We start from the raw sequence: 21,444 nt of genomic DNA, 5'->3' as shown, positions 1-21,444 counted from the left end.
AAAGCATATGTAAAAACAAGCCAAACTCATAGTTGAAGATCATATAGTTTATTTCTATAATAATATTAATTTACCTTTAATAAATTAATAATCATTTATAAGAAATAATTTCTAAAATCATTGTTAAAGTTTAACATGTGAATTAATTCAAGAAAAAATTGAAAATAAGCAGGAAAAATAAATTCAGTCTAGAAAATAATAGTTACGAGTAATAATTATTATTAGGAATAAGTTAGAATTATTCCACAGCATTTTTTAAAATCAAATTAATCAACAAATAAAAAAGGAGGGATAATAGTGACTCAACTAAGAGAGTTATATAAGTGTGATAAGTGTGGGAATGTAGTTCAAATCCTTCATCAAGGTGCACCAGCTTTAGTCTGTTGTGGTGAAAATATGGAACAGCTAGAAGCTCAAACTGCTGATCCTGCTGAACAAAAGCATGTTCCTGTAGTTGAAGAGACTACTGATGGGATTGAAGTAGTTGTTGGTAGTACTCATCATCCAATGGAAGAAGAGCATTATATTAAATTTATTGAAGTTTTAACTACTGAGCAGGTATTGCGTGCTGAACTTGATAGAGATCAAGACCCAATAGCTCAGTTTAATGTAGCTAAGGATGAAGTGATTGAAGTGCGTGAGTATTGTAATTTACATGGTTTATGGAAAGCATAGTTAGATATTTAAATAATAAAGGAGAGATTTATTTATGGCAACGATAAAAGGAACTGCAACTGAAAAGAATTTATTGAAGGCTTTTGCTGGAGAATCTCAAGCACGAAATATGTATAGCTTCTTTGCTTCAGTAGCTAAAAAAGAGGGTTATAATCAGATCGCTAATATCTTTTTAGAGACTGCTCGTAATGAAAGAGCCCATGCTAAGACCTTCTTTCAATTTTTAGAAGGTGGTGCTGTAGAGATAACTGCTACATATGCAGCAGGAGTGATCGGTACGACTGAAGAGAATTTGAAAGCTGCTGCCGAGGGAGAAAATGAAGAACATACTGAATTATATCCTGAATTTGCTGATGTTGCTGAGGAAGAAGGATTTACTGAGGTAGCTCAAGTCTTTAGGGAGATAGCTAAAGTTGAAGCAGAGCATGAGAAAAGATATGTGACTTTACTAGAGAATATCGAAGAAGGTGAAGTCTTTAAGAGGGATGAAGCAGTAAGATGGAAGTGTGATAATTGTGGTTATGTTCATGAAGGTGAGGAAGCTTTAGAAACTTGTCCTTCCTGTGCTCACCCACAGAGTTACTTTGAATTGAAAGAAGAGAATTATTAATTGATCTTTAAGTTGGCCCTACGCTAAAGGAGCAATTCTTTAACGTAGGGTTTATTATTTAGTAGTTGGTAACTGCTGACTAATTAGAATGAGGTGAAGTAAATGAAGAATCAAACATTAATGCAGGGGTTTTACTGGGAGATGAACACAGGAGATTATGCTGAGTATTATCCAGAGGAGGCTGATTTATGGAATCTACTTGCCGAGCGAGCAGAGGAGTTGGCCCGGGCAGGAATTACAATTATGTGGATTCCTCCTGCTAATAAAGGAAATGCAGGAATTGATGATGTGGGATATGGAAGTTATGATTTATGGGATTTAGGAGAATTTAAGCAAAAAGGTACAACAAGAACTAAATATGGCACAAAAGATGAGCTAGAACACGCAATAAAAAAATTACATCAACAAGGGATCAAGGTTTTTTATGATGCAGTTTTAAATCATATGATGGGTGCAGATGAGACTGAAGTTGTAAGATTAGATGAAAATAGTCCTAATTTACCAGGAGAAGAGGTAGAAGTTTGGACTAAATTTTATTTTTCTGGTCGAGATAAGTATAGTAACTTTGAGTGGAATTGGCAGCATTTTAATGGGACAGATTGTATAGAAGGAATTGGCTGTGGAAGTTTATATTTATTTGAAGGAAAGAACTGGGACAATACTTATCACTGGGAGGATGATTATCTGATGGGGGTTGATTTTGACTATTTGAACCCTCAAGTAAGAGAGCAGATGAAAGAATGGGGCTGTTGGCTTGTTAATCAAATAGGAATTAATGGGTTTAGATTAGATGCAGTACGCCATATTGATGTTGATTTTATGCGGGAATGGATCAATAGCTTACAGTATAGTTGTGAATGTAATCAGGAACTTTGTTTTATTGGAGAAGCTTGGTTTGAAAGTGAAGGTGAGATAATTGGCTATTTAAATGCAGTTGATAATCAGTTATTGAAAACTTTTGATTTTTCTTTACGTCAAGCATTTGAAGAATTAAGAGATGGAAATTTAGATCTAAGGTGGCTAGGAGGGCGTGGTCTGGTAAATAAAGATGGATATCAGAATCGAGCAGTGACCTTTATTGATAATCATGATACCGATCGTGATCAAGGAGGATATGGAATAAGGCCAATTTCTAAACGTAAATATCAAGCTTATACTTATATTTTAATGCGTGAACATGGATTACCGACTGTTTTTTGGAAGGATTATTATATTTATGGTATGAAAGAAGGATTAGATAAGTTGCTAGCAGCAAGAAGAAGATTTGCCTACGGGCCAAGCTATGAAACAGAAACCAATGATCACAATACTTATTCTTATGTGAGGGCAGGTTCTAAAGAGGTAGCTGGTAGTGGATTAGTGATGATGATTACTCAACAGACTGATGGAGGAATTATCAATAAAAGAATCAATTCTAGACAGCCCGATACTCTCTTTTATGATTATACGGGAAATGTAAAAGAAAGAGTTAAGACAGATACTTTTGGTTATGGAGATTTTAAAGTTAAAGCAACTGAAGAGCAAGGTTGGTCTGTTTGGGTGGCCGAATAATAAAGAGACTGTTACTTAAATATTCAGTAACAGTCTCTTTAAACTTAAAGATTCATCCAATTCCAGACCTTGCTCTCTTCTTGGGCCAACCATTCTTTAGGCTTCGTTAAGTAAAAGTAGACATTTTCGATTGCTTCTAAATGCTTACTTTCTTCTTTCATTAGTGATTGGAAGAATTTTTTCTGATCTTCGTCTTCAGCTTCTTCTGCTAATTGTTGATAGGTTTCATAGATATCTTTTTCTAATTTCATAGCATGTTCATAAACCTTTTTATTTTCTGCTTTCCAACCTTGTCGTTCCTGTTTTGAGAAATTATTAAATACTTCTTTGACTTCAGCTTCGAGATCATCTATTGCTTGGTCAGAATCAGGATCGAAAAGTTTTTTTCCTTCAGCTATCTCTTTAATATCGTCGATATGATCCAGTTCTTGGGAAGCTAAGCTGGATAGTACTTTTTTAGCTAAAGGGTTTTCAGCAGTAGCAGCATGTTTTTGATAATACTCGTGTCCTTTTTTCTCCAGTTCAATCGCTAAGTCAAGTGGTGAATTTTTCAAAGTAACCCTCCTCGTATAATTATTAATATTTTGAAGTATAGAATAGAGATCTATTCAGATTAAGACTGAGCCATATTACGGCATTCAGTAGCACACTGACGACATATCTTAGCACAAGGCTGGCAGTGTGGATCATCGAACTTTTCACATTCAGTGGCACAGGCATTACAGATATCAGCACATAAATTAGCGATCTCTGTAGCAAAGTTACTATTTCTAGTCATGAATTTGGTAGTTAAGGCACAGATATCAGCACAATCTCTGAGTAGTTCAATACATGTAATACGTTGATCGACATCAGTAGCATTCAAACAAGCATCTAAACAAAATTCACATTCATTTAGGCACTTAGTAGTCAGTTCAATACAGGTCTGGTATTTATCCATATGGGTTGTCATAGTGATATGTATTTCCTCCTTCTAGTTTATTATTGGATTATAGCGGATAAAATATGCTAAGAATAATTAGAATTAAGTTTAAGTTTGAGTAAATGGTTTTTATTACGAAGGGTTTTTATAAACCCGGAGGTAAGTCTAAGTAAGAGCTAAGCCCTTATGTTTCTAGTGGTTGACTTAAACTTAACCTCAGCCTTAAACTTAAGCTATATATCAACGAACTCGAAAAAGACTTGACATAATGCTCAAGGTATGGTAATCTTATAAACACGACATACCCCCTAGGGGTAAAAAGGTATTAATTTTACTAGCGGGGAAATAATATAGTAAGGAATAATTAGAGGAGGGATGACAGATGAGTTCTACAGCACAGATAAAGAGTGATCAAGCAAAGAAGATCACTTTAAAGGTTTCAGGAATGACTTGTACCAGTTGTTCGCAGCGTGTAGAGAAAGCTTTACAACAAGAAGAAGCAATAGAATCAGCACAGGTTAATTTTGCGGTCGAGAAAGCTTACATTGAATATAATCCGGCAGAAATTGAGCTTGATCAGGTTCTTGAATTGATCGATCAAGCAGGCTATAAAGCTGAGTTGATGGATGATCAGCAGAAAAAGTTAAGTTTACAATTAGCAGGAATGACCTGTACAGCTTGTGCACAGCGAATAGAAAAGAGCTTAAAAGATTTACCTGGAGTTAAAGAAGTAAATGTTAATTTTAACATTGAAAAAGCTACAATTAAATATAATCCTAGCCAACTGACGACAGAAAAAATTAAGGATACGATTGAAGCAACAGGTTATGAAGTGGTTGATCAAGAGAAGGAACAAGAAGAGGATCGAGAGCAGAAGAAAATAGATCAAGCATTTAAAAAAATGATGCTTGGGATTTCGTTTGCTGCTCCAATCATGATTTTAATGATGATTCATATGTTTATTGTAGAGATTCCTTATTATTTTACTATCATTACGATTTTAGGTTTTCCACCGATAGTGATTGCTGGTTGGGAGACTCATAAGGCAACTTTTAAAGCTGTTAAAAACTTAAGTCCTAATATGGATACATTGGTGACTATGGGTTCTTTGATTGCTTATCTTTTGAACTTTTTAGCTTTTTGGTTACCAATAATATCTTTTGTGGAGATGGCAGCTTCGATTATAACCTTACATCTAGTAGGGAGATATTTAGAAGCTAAAGCCAAAGGAAAGGCTTCGCAAGCAATTAAGAAGCTATTGGAGATGGAAGCTAAGGAAGCAAGAATAATTGTGGATGGTGTAGAAAAAGAGATACCTATTGAAGAGCTTCAAGAGGGCGATATAATGTTGATTAAGCCTGGTGAGAAGATTCCGACTGATGGTGTAGTAGTCGATGGGCAGAGTGCTGTTGATGAGTCAATGGCCACTGGAGAACCAGTGCCTGTTAAAAAGGCTGAAGGTGCTGAAGTTATCGGTTCTACCATTAATAAGCAAGGTATGCTAAAGGTTAAAGCAACTAAAGTAGGTAAGGATACCTTCTTCTCTCAAGTAATTAAGATGGTTGAAGAGTGTCAAGGTTCTAAGGTTCCGATTCAAGAATTTGCAGATAGAGTCACCGGTTATTTTGTGCCTGGGGTATTAGTAATTGCTGCTTTATCTTTCACTTCGTGGATGTTATTTCCTGAATTTCATCTAGGAGTTGTGGAATTTCTTAATATACCATGGATAACTCCTGAATTGTCAGTCTTTGCTTTAGCAATCTTAGCTACAATTTCAGTCTTAGTTATCTCTTGTCCCTGTGCATTGGGATTAGCTACGCCGACAGCAATCATGGTTGGTAGTGGCTTAGGGGCAGAGAATGGTGTTTTAATTAGAAAAGGTGAAGCAATTCAGACGATTAAGGATACAAAGATTATTGCTTTCGATAAGACCGGAACGATTACGAAAGGGGCTCCAGAAGTTACTGATATATTGAGTTTTAATGACTATAGTCAACAGGATGTATTATTCTATGCCGGAAGTATAGAACTTGCTTCTGAGCACCCATTAGGGGAAGCGATTGTGGAGGGAGCTAAAGCAGAAGATATTGAGCTCCAGGAAGCAAAAGATTTTTCTTCAATTACTGGAAAAGGTGTTAGAGGATTAGTAGATGGTCAAGAAGTACTAATCGGTAATCGAAAGCTGATGGATGAAAATAATATAGAGCATGCTGAACAGCAATCAGAATTAGAGAGATTAGAAAACGAAGCTAAAACAGCTATGTTATTGGCTGTTGATGGCAAGCTTACTGGAATTATAGCTGTAGCTGATGCAATTAAAGAGGACTCTATCCAGGCGATTGCTGAGATTGAAGAGATGGGAATTAAGACAGCAATGATTACAGGAGATAATCAACGGACTGCTAAAGCAATTGCTGAAAAAGTAGGTATTAGTAGAGTATTAGCTGAAGTATTACCAGATGGCAAAGTAGAGGAAGTAGAAAGGTTACAAGAAGAGTATGATACAGTAGCTATGGTCGGAGATGGAATTAATGATGCTCCAGCCCTAAAACAAGCAAATGTTGGTATAGCTATTGGAACCGGAACGGATATTGCGATTGAAGCAGCAGATATTACTTTAGTTCGTGGAGATTTAAGTGCTGTGATTTCAGGTATTAAGTTATCCAATGCTACCTTTAAGAAGATTAAACAGAATTACTTCTGGGCGTGGTTCTATAATGCGTTAGCTATCCCAGCAGCTTTTATGGGGTTAATTCACCCAATTATTGGTGCTGCAGCAATGGCTACCAGTTCAATCAATGTAGTTTTGAACTCTACACGATTGAAAAAAGTTAATATTAAGCCTTCTTATAAAAATTAATTGATTGATAAGTAATCCATCTGAATTCAGATGGATTACTTATTTAAAAATGTGGTATATTAGTAAGTAGCTTAATAGAATCTTAAATTTTAAATGAAACTTATTATTTTCTTAATATTTTCTTAATATTTCTGCCATATAATAAGATTGACAAAGGTAAATAGAATTTAATAAGGAGGAGATAGAGATGAATAAGCGGATTGTTAGCTTAGTAGTAGTGCTTACTTTATTGGTTGGTTTTTCCGCTTTAGGGTATGGAATGATGAGCGGAAGAAACCATAGAGGTTATGAAGAAAGAGGTTGGGATGGATTAGATTTGTCTCAAGAACAGTCTGAAGAAATAGATAGGTTGACTGAAGATCATTATCGTCAAGCTAGAGAGCTTAGCTATGAATTGAGAGATAAGAGGTATGAATTGCGAGAATTATATTTTGATGCTGAGGTAAGCAACAGTAGAATTGAAAAACAGCAAGCAGAAGTTGAGCAGTTAGAGCGAGAGTTAGATGCACTACGAGCAGATTATCAATTGGCGTTAAGAGATATATTGAATACCGAGCAGTTGGATAGAATGAGTGATTCTAAATATATGATGGGTGGTATGAGCGAATTTGATTGCCCTGGATATTCTGAAAGAGGGTCCTACTCTTCTCATATGGGAAGAGGTCATCATGGTGGAATGATGGGTTGGTAATATAAAACAAGGGCTCAGTGGAGTCCTTGTTTCTTCTTGTGGAGAAATTACAATATTGTGTCAGTTATGTGTGCGAGTGTGAGTGAGGTCAAAAGCATAAGGACTAAGGTTTTGCTTTTACTCACACACACTACTCACACTGACACTAAATATCAATTAAAAGGAGGAGATCTTAATGATGCATAATTGGGGATATGGATATGGAACAGGATGGTTGCATATGATTGGAATGGCAATTTTTTGGATAATAATTATTGCATTAGCGATTTATTTGATCAAAGGTTTAACTACTAATAATAATTACAGTAATAAACAATTGAATAAAACTAAATCAGAAGATGCAATAGAAATAGCTAAGAAGAGATATGCTCGCGGAGAGATCAGTAAAGAAGAGTATCAAAAACTACTGAATGATTTAAAGAACGATTAATTTTTTTAGCATTAAGGAAATTATGCTTTTTAGAGGTTGGGGATAACTTTTACTAGCTTGTATTTGTTGGTTTTACTTAAACTCAATCTTAGACTTAAACTGAGTTGGCAAAGCCAGCTTTTTCATCTTGCATATACCTTACCTGGGTACTATATATAATGTAAAAGGAGGTTATAAAAATGTGCTTTAAACCAAGTAAAAAGAATCTAAGCGTTTTATTAATAGGAGTGTTAGTTTTTCTGGGGGGGGCTTACTACTTAGGAACCAGTGAAACTGGAAATGATGAGTTAAATACTAATAATGTATCTGCGGCTGAAGAGGTTGAAGATGAATATTTACCAGAAGATGTTACTGAAGCTGAGGTAGTTGAAGAGGATTGGAGTCGTAGTTCTAATCAAGCTGGAGTAACGATTGGAGCTTTTTTATCAAATCCTGAGCAAGCTGAAGAGGGGTTAGAGTTTGAAGTTTATATGGATACTCATAGCGGTAATTTATTAGACTTGGAGATTGAAGAGGTTACTGAAGTTACAACTGATAATGGAGTGGCAGAAGGAGTAAGCTGGGAGTGGGTACAAGAAGATAGTCATCATCCTAGTGGCAAATTAGAAGTTAGCAACGAGACTGAAAAAGGTCAATTACTAATTGATGATAATACAACTTTTATTGAGTTGAGGTTTAAAGAGATTAATGGTGCTGAGCATCAATTTGAGTGGGGATTGGAGTAAGGAAAGTTTAAAGGAAGAAGATAAAAGAGAAGGGAATAAAAAGGGATTACGATTATTATAGTGGTAATTTCCATTGTGATTTTATTAGCTATTTCATATAATAGTAATGATACTGATTATCAAATGTGTATAACTAACACTAGTAGTTGAAGATTAAATGTTTAAATGCTGTTGGAGTGAAATTACAATATTGTGTCACTTTTGTTTTGGCGGGCAGAAATGATATTTGTAGGGGCAGACCCATGTGTCTGCCCCAAGGATGAAATCAAAACCAGGGCGAACACATAGGTTCGCCCCTACACAAACACATTATTGCACGAATGAAAAGTGACACAATATATCAATTAAGTTTTAAGTTTCAATATTTATTTCAACTAGCTACAAGTTACTAATTACTAATCGCTAAATATTAGAGAGGGTTGAAAAAATGAGAGAAGCAATTATTCACCTAGGACCTTTTTCCGTTCATTTATTTGGAGTATTTATTGCTTTAGGAATGTTAGCAGGGATATATGTAGTTCAAAAGGAAGCAGAGCGAAAAGGGTTAGATGTAGATCAAGTATTTAACTTGGCCTTACTGGGTATGGTAGCAGGAATTGTTGGGGCCAGAATTTATTATGTATTAGTCTTTAATCCAACTTATTATCTTAATAATCCAGGACAGATCTTGATGGTTCATACTGGAGGATTATCTATTCAAGGAGGTTTGCTAGGAGCGATCTTATTTGGAGTGGCTTATACTAAATATTACAAAATCTCCTTCTGGAAGGTTGCCGATGCATTTGGCCCGGCAATAATCTTAGGGCAAGCAATTGCTAGAGTAGGTTGTGATGTCTTTGGAATTCCAATGGCTAATTCGCGATTTTGGGGTGTGATGTTAGATAATCAGCTTGTACACCCAGTCCAGATTTACGAGTCACTGCTTAATTATGGATTGTTCTTGATATTATGGAACTATAGAGATAAAATTAAATATGATGGTCAGTTATTTGTATTTTATCTAATTGGTTTCTCAATTAATCGAGCAATTATTGAATTTTTCAGAACCAATCCAATTGTTGTCGGGCAGTTTACTGTAGCTCATGTAACCAGCTTACTGTTAATTATAGTAACAGCAGGGTTAGGTTTATATCTTAAAAAGAATAAATTGCCAGCTAAGGAGGAACTAATAGATAAATCAGAAAAGATAAGGGATAATTTCGTAGTTATAGGTTTGATGATCTTATCTGTAGTGATCTATTATTCTCTATATTAATGAGTAAAGGGCTGAGAAATATGAATCAGAAACTAAAGGTAATTATGTTAATTTTAATTATGGTGATTGTTGGTACGACTACTATTATGGCTGAAGAAGTTGTTTTCAATGGTTCAGAGCAGCAAATAACACCACCAGAAGAAGTAGATCAGCAGCCACAAGAACAAGTAGAGCAAGGAGCAGAACAGGGAGAAGTTTATTATCGAGGTCGAGTTGTTTTAGTGCAGGATGTTGAAACAGATGATGAATTTAGTACTGAAGAACAGATAAATCAACGGGCCAGAGTTGTGATTACAACAGGCCCACATCAAGATGAAGTGATTGATGTTGATAATACCTATCAAGAAGGTCACTACTATTACAATCTCTATCTTGAAGAAGATATGGAAGTTATTTTAGTAGCAATGGAAGAAGATAGCTTGGAAGGCATCTATTTATATGATCTTGCTCGAGATAAGAGCTTATTGTATTTAGCAGTCATCTTTATAGTCTGTTTATTAGTGATAGGGAAGTTCAAAGGGTTAAAGACATTAATAACGTTATTCTTAGCAGGAGTTACAATTGTTTACTTTATGTTGCCGTTAATGTTGGCAGGTCATAACCCAATTACTGTAGGAGTAGCAAGTGCAATTATTATTTTAATTCCTACCTTCTTATTGGTCAGTGGGTTTAATTTTAAATCATTAGCAGCAATGGCAGGTACCAGTGTTGGAGTTGTAGTAGCAGGATTTTTAGCTTTATGGATTGGAAGATTGGCGAACTTAACTGGATTTAGTAGTCAGGAAGCTCAAATGTTAATGGTGATGGATCAGTCAATCAATATTCAAGGATTATTATTTGCAGGGATAATTATTGGTTCTTTAGGAGCAGTTACAGATGTCAGCATGTCAGTAGCCTCATCGATGGCTGAAATCAAGCGAAATAATCCCCAGATCGAACAGGTTGAGCTAATCAAATCGGGTATGAATGTAGGTCGTGATATTATGGGTACGATGGCCAACACTTTATTATTAGCTTATGTAGGAGGAGTAATTCCATTATTGTTATTATTGATGGGGACAGAGATGCCTTGGATTAGGATTATTAATTTAGACTTGATTGCTACTGAGGTCGTCAGGGGATTGACAGGGAGTATAGGATTAGTTATTTCGATTCCCGTAACTGCATTAATAACAGGAGTTTTGCTTAAGAAGTATCGAGATTAATTTTAAATTAAATTTGAGGAGGTAATCTTATGTCTAAGAAAGGGCATCAGCATGGTGGTAACCATATGTGGATGATGTTACTTTGTTGTCTAGCTATGTTTGCTGGAATATGGTGGTTTGCAGGAGGAACAGGCCTAGAAGTAGGAAGAGATACTTTGGCAGGTGGTAATTTTAGATGGTTGATCTTTTTGTTATGTCCATTGATGCATTTATTTATGATGAAAGGAATGTGTCATAAGGATAAAGGTGATGAGGAAGAGGAAGATTGTCATTAATACAATATTGTGGCATAAAAGTGCCACAATATTAAGTTGACAGTTTACGGTTTACAGTTTACAGTTATGAATCAAAATCTTAAAAAAGCTTAAGAACTATGAAAAGTCTTATATCTATAGCCTTAGAGCTTCTTTGAACTTAGGTTTTTAATTGTCAACCGTCAACTGTTAACTGTACACTGCTGTATAGTGGAGGAATTAGAATGAACTATGATTATGGATTATGGGAACTAGTGATAGTCAATGTATTATTTATATTAATCTTTTTGTTAGGGTTTCTTCGACCAAGAAAGAAACGGGAATGGAAGTCAATGGGAGTAGTCAGTGCTTTCTTTGTTTCACTCTTTACGGAGATGTATGGGATTCCCTTGACAATCTATTTTTTGAGCTCGGTAGTAGGTTATAATATTCCAACCTTAAACCCTTATGCTCATGAGAGTGGACATTTATTAGCGGTCTTTGGGCTTGGGGTTGAGCAGGCAACACTAATCTGTGATTTAGGAAGTATTATATTTTTGTTAGGGTTGATTATAATCGGTGTAGGATGGTGGCATGTCTATCGTGGGCGAGGAGAGTTAGTTGAAAGCGGGATCTATAATTATATTCGCCACCCACAGTATTTAGGAATGTTTTTATTGACTACTGGAATGATGATTCAGTGGCCTACGATATTGACATTGATCATGTGGCCGATTTTATTATATTCGTACTATCGGTTAGCTAAAAAAGAAGAAGAGGATTTATTAGAAGAGTTTGGTGCGGATTATCAAGAATATATGAAGACTACAGCTAAATTTATTCCCTTTGTATTTTAAGTATGTAATATTTTAAAGAAAGAGCGATATTTATGTCGCTCTTTCTTTCTTCTGGTTACAGTTTGACGAAAGAAAAGATAGTTGTTAAAGAAATTTTAATTGTTTATTAATAGTTTCTTAATATTTATCTTCTATAATTTAAATTATAGAAGGATTAATAATTGTTTTTTTGATACTCTTATACCCTGCAGGTGTATGGTAATAGGTAGAAATAAGAAAAGGGGTGGTAAAATGGAAGCTTTAGCTGCGTTGCTTTTATTTGTAGTTGTAATAGGATTGTTTGGTTTGATTGGTAAGAAGATGGGAGCTCTTGAGCAGAAGGATGATAATGATGATGATTTTTCCTGTCATTAATCATCTTTTGACTCCTAAAGATTGACTCTTGCACTGCTTTAATTTTGATATTGTGAACTTAATTGTGAATCGTGCATTGTAAGTTGTTAATTGAAGTGGGTTGAGAGTATTAAGTATAAGAAAGGGGATGGACTTTTAATGAAGAAACTAGGAATTTTGTTACTAGTATTAGCAGTAGGATCAATAGCTTGGTTTGGTAACTGGGGTGGTGATGTAGATTATTATGCCTTTGTTCCTAATGCTGCAGATGGGGTTATAAGTGTTTATGATAGTACTGAAGGGGAGATAAGCCGTGAGATTGAAGTTAGCGAGCAAAATATTGCCCATGGAATAGAGGTAACACCTGATGGGAAGCAGCTTTATACCGGTCTTATGGGAGGGCAAGATATGCTTGTTCTTGATCCATTTAGCGGTGAAGAAATAACCTCTATAGATATTGGAAATGATCTGCATGGGATTGATCTTGACCAAGAAGGTCGTTACTTAGTTATCGGTCAGATACCTCATGTTATTGATACCGAGAAGAATGAGGTTGTAGGTACTTTTGATTTGCCAGAGCCGTTAGAGCAATTATCTCATTTGCGTTTTTCTAATGATGGAGAGCAGGTTTATATGGGAGCACGACCTGATGATAATGAAGGATTTAGTAGTTCTGAGACTTCTGTAGTCGTAGGGAATATGGAAGATTTCAGTGTTGAATCTAGATGGCCGCTACGTGGAGCTTATACCGGCATAACTTCTTATGATGATCAATATCTTTATGTTGTAAATTATCTTGATAGTGATAAAAATCTTTCTGTTTTAGATACTGTTAGTGGAGAGCTTTTAAAACAGCTCCCAGCTGGAAAGAATGCTCATGATGTAGCAGTATCTTCTGATGATCGTTATGTTTGGGTTGTGTCTCGTGGCGAAGTAGGAAGAGCTGATGAAGGTAGTGGAGTCTATATCTTTGATGCAGAACAAGACTGGGAATTAGTTAAAGAAATAGATCTGCCTCAGCCTAATCATATAGCTTTTTCTCCAACTGGAGAAGAGGTTTTCGTGACTGATCAGATGGAAGATGGGTTGATTATTTTTGATGCTAATAACTTTGAGAAGATTAAGGAGCTTGAGACTGGTAATGATCCACACGAGATAGCTTTTCTTGAACAATAAAATTTATTTTTATAGGCTAATACCCTATATTCAGTAAAGAGTACCCGTAAGGGTGCTTTTTTCTTATAGGGGGAAATCAAAAACCGCTAAATTTCGACAAAGAAACTTTATAATGGATGTGAAAATATAAGAAATATCATAAAAAAGCAGGGAAAATAGTGGTAGTAGTAGAAGGAAAAAAGTAAGTGAATTGATTATCATCTAACTTAATTTTAATGTTTTAGCTTAAAGTTGGATGATAAGATAAGTAAGGGGGAGAGGTATGTTTGAATTACCTACAAATTTAACGATCTATAATGTAGAACAGATACAGGAGGAGCTAATAACATATTTTGAAACTAAAGTAGAAGCTGAGCAGGGCCAACTGATTTTGGAGGCGGCTGAGGTAGAGGATATTGATGCAGCTGGTTTACAATTATTGGTGTCAGCTTATAAAACAGCTAATAAAAATGATTTAGTGTTGCAAATAAATAATTTATCTAATGAATTAAAAAAATTACTTACTCTAGCAGGAGCAGAATTTATTATTACTGAAGAAAAAGGAGTGAATGTACAATGAGTAAATTGATAGTTGCTGTTGATGATTCTAAAACTATTAGAGCGTCTTTGGAATATACATTAACTAAAGAAGGTTATGAAGTGGTTTTGGCTAAGGATGGTCAGGAGGGGGTAGAGAAGTTAAAGGAGTTAAAAGAAGAGCTTAAAAAGCCGGCGATGATTATTACTGATATCAATATGCCTCGGATGGATGGGATTGAATTTATCAAAGAGGCTAAAAAGATGTCATTTTTTAAATTTACTCCAATCTTGGTCTTGACTACTGAATCACAAGATAAGAAGAAGATGGAAGGGAAAAAGGCCGGAGCAGCTGGTTGGTTAGTTAAGCCTTTTAAACAAGAACAATTACTTGGTGTCATTCAGAAATTTGTGAAGTAAGGGGGGAAATGAATGAATCAAGATTTGATACAGACTTTTATTGAAGAAACTGAAGAAAATTTGCAAGTAGTAGAGGAATCTCTGCTTGATTTAGAGCAGGCACCTGCTGACCAAGAGTTAATCGATCTTGTATTTAGAGCGATGCATAGTATTAAGGGGGGAGCAGGTTTAGTTGGTTTTGAGGAGATTGGTGAGCTTGCTCATTATCTAGAGAATATATTAGAAGAGATAAGGCAAGCTGCTAATCCTAAATTACCGGATGATATTTTCAATCTGCTTTTTGCTGGGATAGATCTCATCAGACAGATGATAGAAGATAATGACTTAACAGCTAAAAGTGTAGGACGGGAGTTGACTGAACTTAAGAAAGCAATCAAGCATTATCAATTAGTAACTCAAGAAGGGTCATCGGATGAACAAACTATTCAACAACAGACTGGCCAAAAATATTATAAGATTAACTTGAAATTTCGAGAGACCATTTTTGAAACAGGAACCGATCCGTTAATGTTAGTATTGGAGTTAGAAGAAGTAGGAACTATCTTAGCTTCATATCTCAATAGAGAACAAGTAGATGATCTATTTCACTTGAATCCTCATCTACTTTTGATGAACTGGACTATTTTTTTGGAATCAGAGCAATCTTTAGATAAGATTGAAGATATATTTATCTTTGTTAAGGAAGATAATCAAATAGTTATTGAAGAGATAAGTGAAGAGTTGGAGCAGTGGTTCAGTGGAGGAGAAGAGACTGAAAAGTTATTACGAAAAGAAGAATTTATTTCTAATGTTGACCTAGATCAAGTATTAGCAAAGCAAGAGCAGATAGGTGAGTCACTATTTTTGCAAAGTAAGACTACTAAAGAAGAGACTGGACAAGCTGATAAGCAAGTTAGAAACTTACATAAGCAAAAGAGGACAGAGACTATCAGGGTTGCTACTGATAAATTAGAGGGGATTTTAAATGATATAGCGGAGCTGTTGATTGCACAATCGAGGGTTAAGGAGTTGGCCACTGGAATTGTTGGCCTCGATCGCTCCTTACAATCTGAAATTGTCAACTCCTTTCAAGAAGTCGATAAGCTTATTCGGCGGGTCCAAGAAGAGGTTATGAGTGCTAGTATGATACCGATCGGTGATACTTTTACTAGGTTAAAGAGGATGGTAAGGGATATTGCTGCCGAAAAAGAGAAGGATGTAAAGTTGGTTATTAGTGGTGAGGATACTGAATTGGATAGAAAGATTATTGAGCAGTTGGCTGATCCACTAAAGCATTTGGTCCGTAATGCTGTCGATCATGGAGTGGAGCGACCTGAGCAGAGAGAAAAATTAGGGAAACCTCCGACAGGAACTATCGAATTAGATGCTTATCATCAGGAAGGAAGTATTATTATCGAAATTGTTGATGATGGGCGAGGAATTGATAAAGAGGCTGTTTTAGCTAAAGCAAAAGAGAAAGGAATGATTGAGCAAGAGAGCCAATTGGATGATTCTGAAATTTATAATCTGTTATTTAAGCCTGGTTTTTCTACTGCTCAAGAAGTAACGGATATTTCTGGTAGAGGAGTAGGTTTGGATGTAGTGATGAGTAATATTAAGGATATTCGGGGTAATGTTGAAGTCTTTTCGGAAAAAAATCAAGGGACTAAAATTAAGATTAAATTGCCATTAACCTTAGCAATTATAGATGGAATGATTGTTCGAGTGGGAGGAGAGAGGGTTGTAATTCCTCTCAATTCGATTGTTGAATTTATTGATGCTAGTAAGCAACAGATTAAGCAGGTAGAAGGTAAAGGTTTAATTGTTAGTATTAGAGAGCAATATATTCCCTGTATGGCCTTAAATGAGCTTTTGCAGCTGGAAGGTAGCTTTAATAATCTCAAAGAAGAACCAACAGGAGTCTTGATTATTCTAAAAGATGATCAAAAGCAGATTGCAGTTCAAATAGATGAGGTAATTGGTCAAGAACAGGTAGTCATCAAGAATGTTAAAGAGAATATGGGCCAAGCTGAAGGGATTGCTGGAGCTACTATCTTAGGTGATGGGAATGTAGCTTTGATCTTAGATGTTCCAACTTTATTTAAGTTGGCTAAGAGATTAAAGGTTGGTTAACTTGGAAGAGAAGAGAGCAGAGAGGTTATCTGAAGTTGAATTCAATACAATTCGACAATTGGTTGCTGATTCTATTGGTGTCAATTTGACAACTAAGAAAAAACAGCTGGTTATCTCAAGACTATCTAAAAGGTTAAGAAAGTTGGGGTTGAGTGATTTTAGTCAGTATTTAGAGTTGGTTGAAGAAGATAAAAAAGAAAAAGAGATGATGTTTAATCTAATTACGACTAATGTAACCCATTTTTTTAGAGAAGAGCATCACTTTGATTACTTGACAGAGGAGTTATTTCCTCAGCTTGAAGAGCAAGCTGAAGCTAAAAAAAAGTCTAAGAGAGTTAGGATCTGGTCGGCTGCTTGTTCGACAGGAGAAGAAGCATATTCTGTGGCTATTGTAGCAGCTGATTATTTTAGGGATAAAGGATGGAAGATAGAGATTTTAGCTTCTGATATTAATACAGAAGTATTGAGTGTAGCTAAAAGAGGGGTTTATAGTAAAGAACAGGTAAAAAAGATTCCGTACCATTTATTGACTGACTATTTTAAGTTAGGGGTTGGCCCTAACCAGGGTCTATTGAAGGTTAAAGAGAAGCTGAGTAAAATGATTACTTTTTATCGGATCAATTTAGCTGCTGATCGTTCATACCCGATTGCTGAACCATTAGATATTATTCTGTGTAGAAATGTTTTTATCTACTTTAATCAAGAGACACAGAATGAAATTATAAATCGATTTTATCAACATCTGACTGAAGGAGGTCTATTATTGATGGGCCATTCCGAAAAAATTAATTTACTAAACCAAGGGAGTAAATGGGAGTTAATTAGACCGACTATCTATCAAAAACTTCCTTGAAGGATGTGATTTGGTTATGAGGAAGAGATTTGATGATAAATTCAACTGTGATGTTTATGAGATATTTGCTGGAGAATATTATGCTACTACTGAACAGAATGTTATCTTACAGACATTGCTTGGTTCTTGTATTGCTGTTTGCTTGAAGGATGAAGTAGCACAAATAGTTGGTTTGAATCATTTTATGTTGCCTAGTACTCATAGGGTCAGGGATGTAATTGCTAATCAAGATGCTCGTTATGGTATCAATGCGATGGAGAAGTTGATCAATCGGATGATGAAGCTAGGGGCCAACAGAGGAAGGCTCAATGCCAAAGTCTTTGGTGGTGGACAAGTTATGGGTAGTGGCTTAAATAATGTTGCTCAAGCTAATATTGATTTCATCTTTTCTTATTTGCAGATGGAGGAGATTCCGATTGTGGCTCATGATGTGGGAGGAAAGCAAGGGAGAAAGATATATCTGCTGTCAGAAACATTTGATATTTATTTAAAGCGATTAGGAGAAACACGAAAGATCAAAGATACTATCCAGCATGAAAAAGGCTTATTTAGGAGAATTAAAAAAGAGCAGGATCAGGGGAGTGATGTAACATTATTTAGAGATTGAGGAGGTTAACAGAAGTGAAGAGGATTAAGGTATTAGTGATTGATGATTCTGCTTTAGTAAGGAAAGTGTTGAGTGAGATCTTAGCTGCTGATGAGATGATAGATGTAGTCGGGACAGCTAATGATCCTGTCGCTGCAATTAAATTAATTAAGGAGAAGAAGCCTGATGTTTTGACTTTGGATTTGCAGATGCCGAAGATGGATGGTTTAACATTTTTAAAGAGGTTGATGGTGATTCATCCTTTGCCAGTGATTGTAATTAGCTCTTTAACTAGACAGGGCAGTTCAGAAACTATTAAGGCATTGGAACTGGGAGCGTTAGATTTTGTGGCTAAGCCTAGGGTAGGGATCAATCGAGGACTTGAAGAGTTAGCTGCTGAGATTAGGAAGAAGGTTAAAAATGGTGCTAGTATCGATCGCCAAAAACTGACCAGACAGTTCAAGAAGGATAAATTAAGAGATCAGGCTGAGGTAGTATCAAGCTCAGTTGATAATAATGATCGAATTAATAGTACGATTGAATTGATTGCGATTGGTGCTTCTACTGGAGGGACGGTAGCAGTTAGAAATATATTACAAAAGCTACCCAGTAATCTACCAGGAATTATTGTGGTCTTACATATGCCCAAAAGCTTTACTGCATCTTATGCTAAAAATTTAGATAAGAGTTGTTCGTTAAGGGTTAAAGAGGTAGTTGATGGTGAGCAGTTAAAGTCAGGTACTGTCTATATAGCTCCAGGAGATCAACATTTGGTTTTAGAAGGAGGAATCAATGATTATTACCTCAAGCTTAATGATGACCCGCCAGTCAATTATCATCGCCCTGCTGTAGATAAGACATTTGCTTCAGTAGCCGATCTTGTAGCTCCTAACTGTATAGGTATTATTTTGACTGGAATGGGCAGTGATGGGGCGAAGGGGCTAAAACGAATGTATGATAGAGGCAGTTTTACCATTGCTCAGGATGAAGCAAGTTCTATAGTTTTTGGGATGCCTAAACAAGCAATTGCTTTGGGGGGAGTTGAGCAAGTTCTTCCGTTAGATCAGATAGCGAGTAGGATTGTAGAGTTAAGTGTTAGTGACTAGGAATCAGGAATTAGGAACCAGGAACCAGTAAATCAGATATCAGAGCCATAGTTCTTAACTTATGGCGGTGTTGTATAGTTTGAGATTTTGAATTTAACTGTACATTGTCAACTGTAAACTGTACACTGATCTTCATTAAGGGGGGGAGTAAAATGTTAAAAAAATTGAGCTTAAAGGTTAAGCTAATTGGAATGTTTTTATTGATTGGGTTGATTCCGCTGGGGGTTGTAGGTGTTTTGAGTTATCAGAATGCTGCTGAAAGTATTGAGCAAGAGGTGTTGGCCCAAATGGATCTCTTTATGGAGTTAACTACTGATCAGATCGAAGAGTATTTTGAACAGGTTGAAGCTGATGCTCTTCTTTTCTCTAATACTAGGGATATTTATCATAGTCTTGATATTTTAGAAGATCATGACTGGGATCTGGATCATCCAGAGTGGTTAGAAAGGGTTGAGATGATTGAAGAGACAGTTGAGGAGTTAGTTGCTGAAAAAGGTTATGGATTTATCTTTATTACTGACCAAGAGGGGAGAGGAATTTATTCAAATCATGATCAAGTTATGGGAGCTGATCTTTCTGAGCGTAATTATGTGCAAAGTTCTTTGGATGGAACAAGAACTTGGTCGGAATATTTTTATTCGGATGTAGTTGATGATAATGTAATGGTGTTGTCAGTGCCGATCAGAACTGAAGGACAGACAGGTGACATTCTAGGAACCTTTAATTTAGCAGCTGCCCAGGAGGAGATAGATTATTTGGCCCATACTGGACTTGAGCAATTTGGGACAACAACGGATGCTTACTTTGTAGATCAGTCTGGTCTACTATATAGTAATACTAGGCAAGGGGAGTTGGCCCAGGATGCAGCTTTAAATAGAACTGTGGATACTGAAGCAGTCGAACTTCTTTCTAATCCGATAACTAGAGGTGATTTTAATTTTCATGAGAATGCTGAATATCTAAATCATCAAGGAGAAGAAGTACTTGGTTCAATGGATGTATTTAGCTTTGGAGGAGAGCCACGGGGATTAGTTGTAGAAATTGAGCAAGCAGAAGCCTTTGCTAATGTGGAACAGTTGAGAAATATGATCATTATTATTGCTCTAATAACCTTTGTAGTTGTAGCATTATTAGCTTTCTTCAGTGCTTCTACAATTATTAAACCTATTCAGAAGATAAAGAAAAAGCTTGCCAAGTTATCCGCAGGAGATTTGACGGTTAGAGCTGAGGTTAATGGAGAGGATGAAATTGGTCAGATGGCTGATGATTTAGATTATACTATTGAGCAATTAAATCGCTCATTAGTCCAGGTGAAAGAAGCATCTGATACAGTATCACAGGGGACGACAGAGATTTCTCAAGGAAATCAAGATCTATCACAGCGGACTGAAGAACAGGCTTCATCTATAGAAGAATTTTCTGCTACTATTGAGGAGATGACATCTTCAATGCAGGCTTCTACTGCTAATGCTACTGAAGCAGATGAGCTGTCTAGCCAAACATTAAAGAGTGTAGAACAGGGTGAGGAAGTAGTTACAGAGATGAAAGGTGCTATGGAGGATATTACGAAAAGTAGTCAAGACATCTCTGAAATTATTGCTAAGGTCAATGATATTGCTTTTCAGACCAATCTGTTGGCATTAAATGCAGCAGTAGAAGCAGCTAGAGCAGGCGAAGCAGGGCAAGGTTTTGCAGTTGTTGCTGCAGAAGTAAGAAATTTAGCAGGGCGAGCTGCAGAGTCAGCAGAAGAGATTGAGAAGTTAATCAATCAGAGTATTGAGCGGATAGATAATGGAAATCAATTAATGGATGAGACTGGTTCAGTATTAGAAGAGATTATCACTAATACTAATAAAACCACAGATTTGGTAGGTGAGATAGCTGCTTCATTGCAAGAACAGAATGCTGCAGCAGATGAGATTAGGGATACAGTTGAGGAATTAAATAATGTAACCCAACAGAATTCATCTCTGGTCGAGGAGATTGCTAGTTCCAGTGAGAATATGAATGGAGAAGCTTTAAAATTAGCAGAATTAGTAGGGCAGTTTAAATTGGATGAAGATGAACAACAATTGGATTCTACAGGCAACTCTAGAAGAAGGATGCAAAGTAGCAATTCTTCTTCAGCTAAGCAGAGAAAGAATAAGCCACAAGCTAAAGCAGCAGCTACTGAAGAGGAGTCTGGTGAAGATGAATTTGACTGGGATGAAGATGATTTTGAAAAGTTTTAACTCCAGGACACATGATATTATAAAATATCTTCACAATGGACAATTGACGAAATGTACAATTTATAATTAAAAATTATTAAAAGCTTTTGAAATTAAA

22 protein-coding genes are annotated in these 21,444 nt (G+C 36.0%); 20 read left to right on the top strand and 2 right to left on the bottom strand.

What is annotated here, in order from left to right; translation table 11 throughout:
• Positions 1 to 297 precede the first annotated feature (297 nt).
• The 3 genes from MWH28_RS05570 to MWH28_RS05560 all read left to right on the top strand — a co-directional run bounded on the left by MWH28_RS05570 (position 298) and on the right by MWH28_RS05560 (position 2,836).
• Positions 298 to 675 (top strand): desulfoferrodoxin, encoded by a 378-nt coding sequence (locus MWH28_RS05570; protein ID WP_248618318.1) that lies wholly within the window; start codon positions 298 to 300, stop codon positions 673 to 675.
• Positions 676 to 709: 34 nt separating this feature from the next.
• Positions 710 to 1,285 carry a rubrerythrin gene (gene rbr / locus MWH28_RS05565; protein WP_248618317.1) on the top strand — a complete coding sequence of 192 codons (576 nt, stop codon included), beginning with the start codon at positions 710 to 712 and terminating at the stop codon, positions 1,283 to 1,285.
• Between the two features lie 102 nt (positions 1,286 to 1,387).
• Positions 1,388 to 2,836 carry an alpha-amylase gene (locus MWH28_RS05560; protein ID WP_248618316.1) on the top strand — a complete coding sequence of 483 codons (1,449 nt, stop codon included), beginning with the start codon at positions 1,388 to 1,390 and terminating at the stop codon, positions 2,834 to 2,836.
• 44 nt (positions 2,837 to 2,880) lie between these two features.
• On the opposite strand, the gene MWH28_RS05555 is transcribed toward MWH28_RS05560, so the two are convergent.
• Positions 2,881 to 3,390 carry a ferritin-like domain-containing protein gene (locus MWH28_RS05555; protein ID WP_248618315.1) on the bottom strand — a complete coding sequence of 170 codons (510 nt, stop codon included), beginning with the start codon at positions 3,388 to 3,390 and terminating at the stop codon, positions 2,881 to 2,883.
• A gap of 59 nt (positions 3,391 to 3,449) precedes the next feature.
• Positions 3,450 to 3,788, bottom strand: coding sequence for a four-helix bundle copper-binding protein (locus MWH28_RS05550; protein ID WP_248618314.1), 339 nt, complete (start codon positions 3,786 to 3,788; stop codon positions 3,450 to 3,452).
• Positions 3,789 to 4,140: 352 nt separating this feature from the next.
• On the opposite strand from MWH28_RS05550, the gene MWH28_RS05545 reads away from it, so the two are divergent.
• The 17 genes from MWH28_RS05545 to MWH28_RS05470 all read left to right on the top strand — a co-directional run bounded on the left by MWH28_RS05545 (position 4,141) and on the right by MWH28_RS05470 (position 21,347).
• A complete protein-coding gene (locus MWH28_RS05545; protein ID WP_248618313.1) occupies positions 4,141 to 6,618 on the top strand; it encodes a heavy metal translocating P-type ATPase in 2,478 nt (825 codons plus the stop codon).
• Between the two features lie 187 nt (positions 6,619 to 6,805).
• Positions 6,806 to 7,309 carry a Spy/CpxP family protein refolding chaperone gene (locus tag MWH28_RS05540; RefSeq protein ID WP_248618312.1) on the top strand — a complete coding sequence of 168 codons (504 nt, stop codon included), beginning with the start codon at positions 6,806 to 6,808 and terminating at the stop codon, positions 7,307 to 7,309.
• Positions 7,310 to 7,484: 175 nt separating this feature from the next.
• Positions 7,485 to 7,739, top strand: a complete 255-nt coding sequence (locus tag MWH28_RS05535) for an SHOCT domain-containing protein (RefSeq protein WP_248618311.1) — start codon at positions 7,485 to 7,487, stop codon at positions 7,737 to 7,739.
• A 179-nt stretch (positions 7,740 to 7,918) separates the two neighbouring features.
• A complete protein-coding gene (locus tag MWH28_RS05530; protein ID WP_248618310.1) occupies positions 7,919 to 8,464 on the top strand; it encodes a hypothetical protein in 546 nt (181 codons plus the stop codon).
• 427 nt (positions 8,465 to 8,891) lie between these two features.
• The gene (gene lgt / locus MWH28_RS05525; RefSeq protein WP_248618309.1) at positions 8,892 to 9,719 is read left to right on the top strand and encodes a prolipoprotein diacylglyceryl transferase; all 828 of its coding nucleotides are present in this window, start codon (positions 8,892 to 8,894) and stop codon (positions 9,717 to 9,719) included.
• A 20-nt stretch (positions 9,720 to 9,739) separates the two neighbouring features.
• Positions 9,740 to 10,924 (top strand): YibE/F family protein, encoded by a 1,185-nt coding sequence (locus MWH28_RS05520; RefSeq protein ID WP_248618308.1) that lies wholly within the window; start codon positions 9,740 to 9,742, stop codon positions 10,922 to 10,924.
• Between the two features lie 29 nt (positions 10,925 to 10,953).
• Positions 10,954 to 11,199: a DUF2933 domain-containing protein gene (locus tag MWH28_RS05515; RefSeq protein ID WP_248618307.1), complete on the top strand. Its 246-nt coding sequence runs from the start codon at positions 10,954 to 10,956 to the stop codon at positions 11,197 to 11,199.
• A gap of 203 nt (positions 11,200 to 11,402) precedes the next feature.
• The gene (locus MWH28_RS05510; RefSeq protein WP_248618306.1) at positions 11,403 to 12,014 is read left to right on the top strand and encodes a methyltransferase family protein; all 612 of its coding nucleotides are present in this window, start codon (positions 11,403 to 11,405) and stop codon (positions 12,012 to 12,014) included.
• 231 nt (positions 12,015 to 12,245) lie between these two features.
• The gene (locus MWH28_RS12840) at positions 12,246 to 12,368 is read left to right on the top strand and encodes a hypothetical protein (protein WP_282580137.1); all 123 of its coding nucleotides are present in this window, start codon (positions 12,246 to 12,248) and stop codon (positions 12,366 to 12,368) included.
• Between the two features lie 138 nt (positions 12,369 to 12,506).
• Positions 12,507 to 13,523: a YncE family protein gene (locus tag MWH28_RS05505; RefSeq protein WP_248618305.1), complete on the top strand. Its 1,017-nt coding sequence runs from the start codon at positions 12,507 to 12,509 to the stop codon at positions 13,521 to 13,523.
• 262 nt (positions 13,524 to 13,785) lie between these two features.
• Positions 13,786 to 14,082 carry an STAS domain-containing protein gene (locus MWH28_RS05500; protein ID WP_248618304.1) on the top strand — a complete coding sequence of 99 codons (297 nt, stop codon included), beginning with the start codon at positions 13,786 to 13,788 and terminating at the stop codon, positions 14,080 to 14,082.
• Positions 14,079 to 14,459 (top strand): response regulator, encoded by a 381-nt coding sequence (locus tag MWH28_RS05495; RefSeq protein ID WP_248618303.1) that lies wholly within the window; start codon positions 14,079 to 14,081, stop codon positions 14,457 to 14,459. The genes MWH28_RS05500 and MWH28_RS05495 overlap by 4 nt, the downstream gene beginning before the upstream one ends.
• Positions 14,460 to 14,471: 12 nt before the next feature.
• Positions 14,472 to 16,571: a chemotaxis protein CheA gene (locus MWH28_RS05490; protein WP_248618302.1), complete on the top strand. Its 2,100-nt coding sequence runs from the start codon at positions 14,472 to 14,474 to the stop codon at positions 16,569 to 16,571.
• A gap of 1 nt (position 16,572) precedes the next feature.
• Entirely contained in the window at positions 16,573 to 17,424 is an 852-nt protein-coding gene (locus tag MWH28_RS05485; RefSeq protein WP_248618301.1) for a CheR family methyltransferase, read from the top strand.
• Between the two features lie 16 nt (positions 17,425 to 17,440).
• Positions 17,441 to 18,031 (top strand): chemotaxis protein CheD, encoded by a 591-nt coding sequence (locus MWH28_RS05480; protein ID WP_248618300.1) that lies wholly within the window; start codon positions 17,441 to 17,443, stop codon positions 18,029 to 18,031.
• A gap of 14 nt (positions 18,032 to 18,045) precedes the next feature.
• Complete coding sequence (locus tag MWH28_RS05475; RefSeq protein WP_248618299.1) at positions 18,046 to 19,116, top strand: protein-glutamate methylesterase/protein-glutamine glutaminase; 1,071 nt, start codon at positions 18,046 to 18,048, stop codon at positions 19,114 to 19,116.
• A 152-nt stretch (positions 19,117 to 19,268) separates the two neighbouring features.
• On the top strand, positions 19,269 to 21,347 hold the full coding sequence (locus tag MWH28_RS05470; protein WP_248618298.1) for a methyl-accepting chemotaxis protein: 2,079 nt from the start codon (positions 19,269 to 19,271) through the stop codon (positions 21,345 to 21,347).
• The last annotated feature ends 97 nt before the right edge of the window (positions 21,348 to 21,444 follow it).

It is taken from the genome of Natroniella sulfidigena (assembly GCF_023223645.1).
Lineage (GTDB): Bacteria > Bacillota > Halanaerobiia > Halobacteroidales > Halobacteroidaceae > Natroniella > Natroniella sulfidigena.
The sequence above is the reverse complement of the archived record's forward strand: the minus strand, read 5'-3'. Positions and strand labels throughout refer to the sequence as shown.

Coding starts and splice junctions, on each gene's coding strand:
- rbr (WP_248618317.1), top strand. CDS start 710: ATGGCAACGATAAAAGGAACTGCAACTGAAAAGAATTTATTGAAGGCT.
- MWH28_RS05560 (WP_248618316.1), top strand. CDS start 1,388: ATGAAGAATCAAACATTAATGCAGGGGTTTTACTGGGAGATGAACACA.
- MWH28_RS05550 (WP_248618314.1), bottom strand. CDS start 3,788: ATGACAACCCATATGGATAAATACCAGACCTGTATTGAACTGACTACT.
- MWH28_RS05545 (WP_248618313.1), top strand. CDS start 4,141: ATGAGTTCTACAGCACAGATAAAGAGTGATCAAGCAAAGAAGATCACT.
- MWH28_RS05540 (WP_248618312.1), top strand. CDS start 6,806: ATGAATAAGCGGATTGTTAGCTTAGTAGTAGTGCTTACTTTATTGGTT.
- MWH28_RS05535 (WP_248618311.1), top strand. CDS start 7,485: ATGATGCATAATTGGGGATATGGATATGGAACAGGATGGTTGCATATG.
- MWH28_RS05530 (WP_248618310.1), top strand. CDS start 7,919: ATGTGCTTTAAACCAAGTAAAAAGAATCTAAGCGTTTTATTAATAGGA.
- lgt (WP_248618309.1), top strand. CDS start 8,892: ATGAGAGAAGCAATTATTCACCTAGGACCTTTTTCCGTTCATTTATTT.
- MWH28_RS05520 (WP_248618308.1), top strand. CDS start 9,740: ATGAATCAGAAACTAAAGGTAATTATGTTAATTTTAATTATGGTGATT.
- MWH28_RS05515 (WP_248618307.1), top strand. CDS start 10,954: ATGTCTAAGAAAGGGCATCAGCATGGTGGTAACCATATGTGGATGATG.
- MWH28_RS05510 (WP_248618306.1), top strand. CDS start 11,403: ATGAACTATGATTATGGATTATGGGAACTAGTGATAGTCAATGTATTA.
- MWH28_RS12840 (WP_282580137.1), top strand. CDS start 12,246: ATGGAAGCTTTAGCTGCGTTGCTTTTATTTGTAGTTGTAATAGGATTG.
- MWH28_RS05505 (WP_248618305.1), top strand. CDS start 12,507: ATGAAGAAACTAGGAATTTTGTTACTAGTATTAGCAGTAGGATCAATA.
- MWH28_RS05500 (WP_248618304.1), top strand. CDS start 13,786: ATGTTTGAATTACCTACAAATTTAACGATCTATAATGTAGAACAGATA.
- MWH28_RS05495 (WP_248618303.1), top strand. CDS start 14,079: ATGAGTAAATTGATAGTTGCTGTTGATGATTCTAAAACTATTAGAGCG.
- MWH28_RS05490 (WP_248618302.1), top strand. CDS start 14,472: ATGAATCAAGATTTGATACAGACTTTTATTGAAGAAACTGAAGAAAAT.
- MWH28_RS05480 (WP_248618300.1), top strand. CDS start 17,441: ATGAGGAAGAGATTTGATGATAAATTCAACTGTGATGTTTATGAGATA.
- MWH28_RS05470 (WP_248618298.1), top strand. CDS start 19,269: ATGTTAAAAAAATTGAGCTTAAAGGTTAAGCTAATTGGAATGTTTTTA.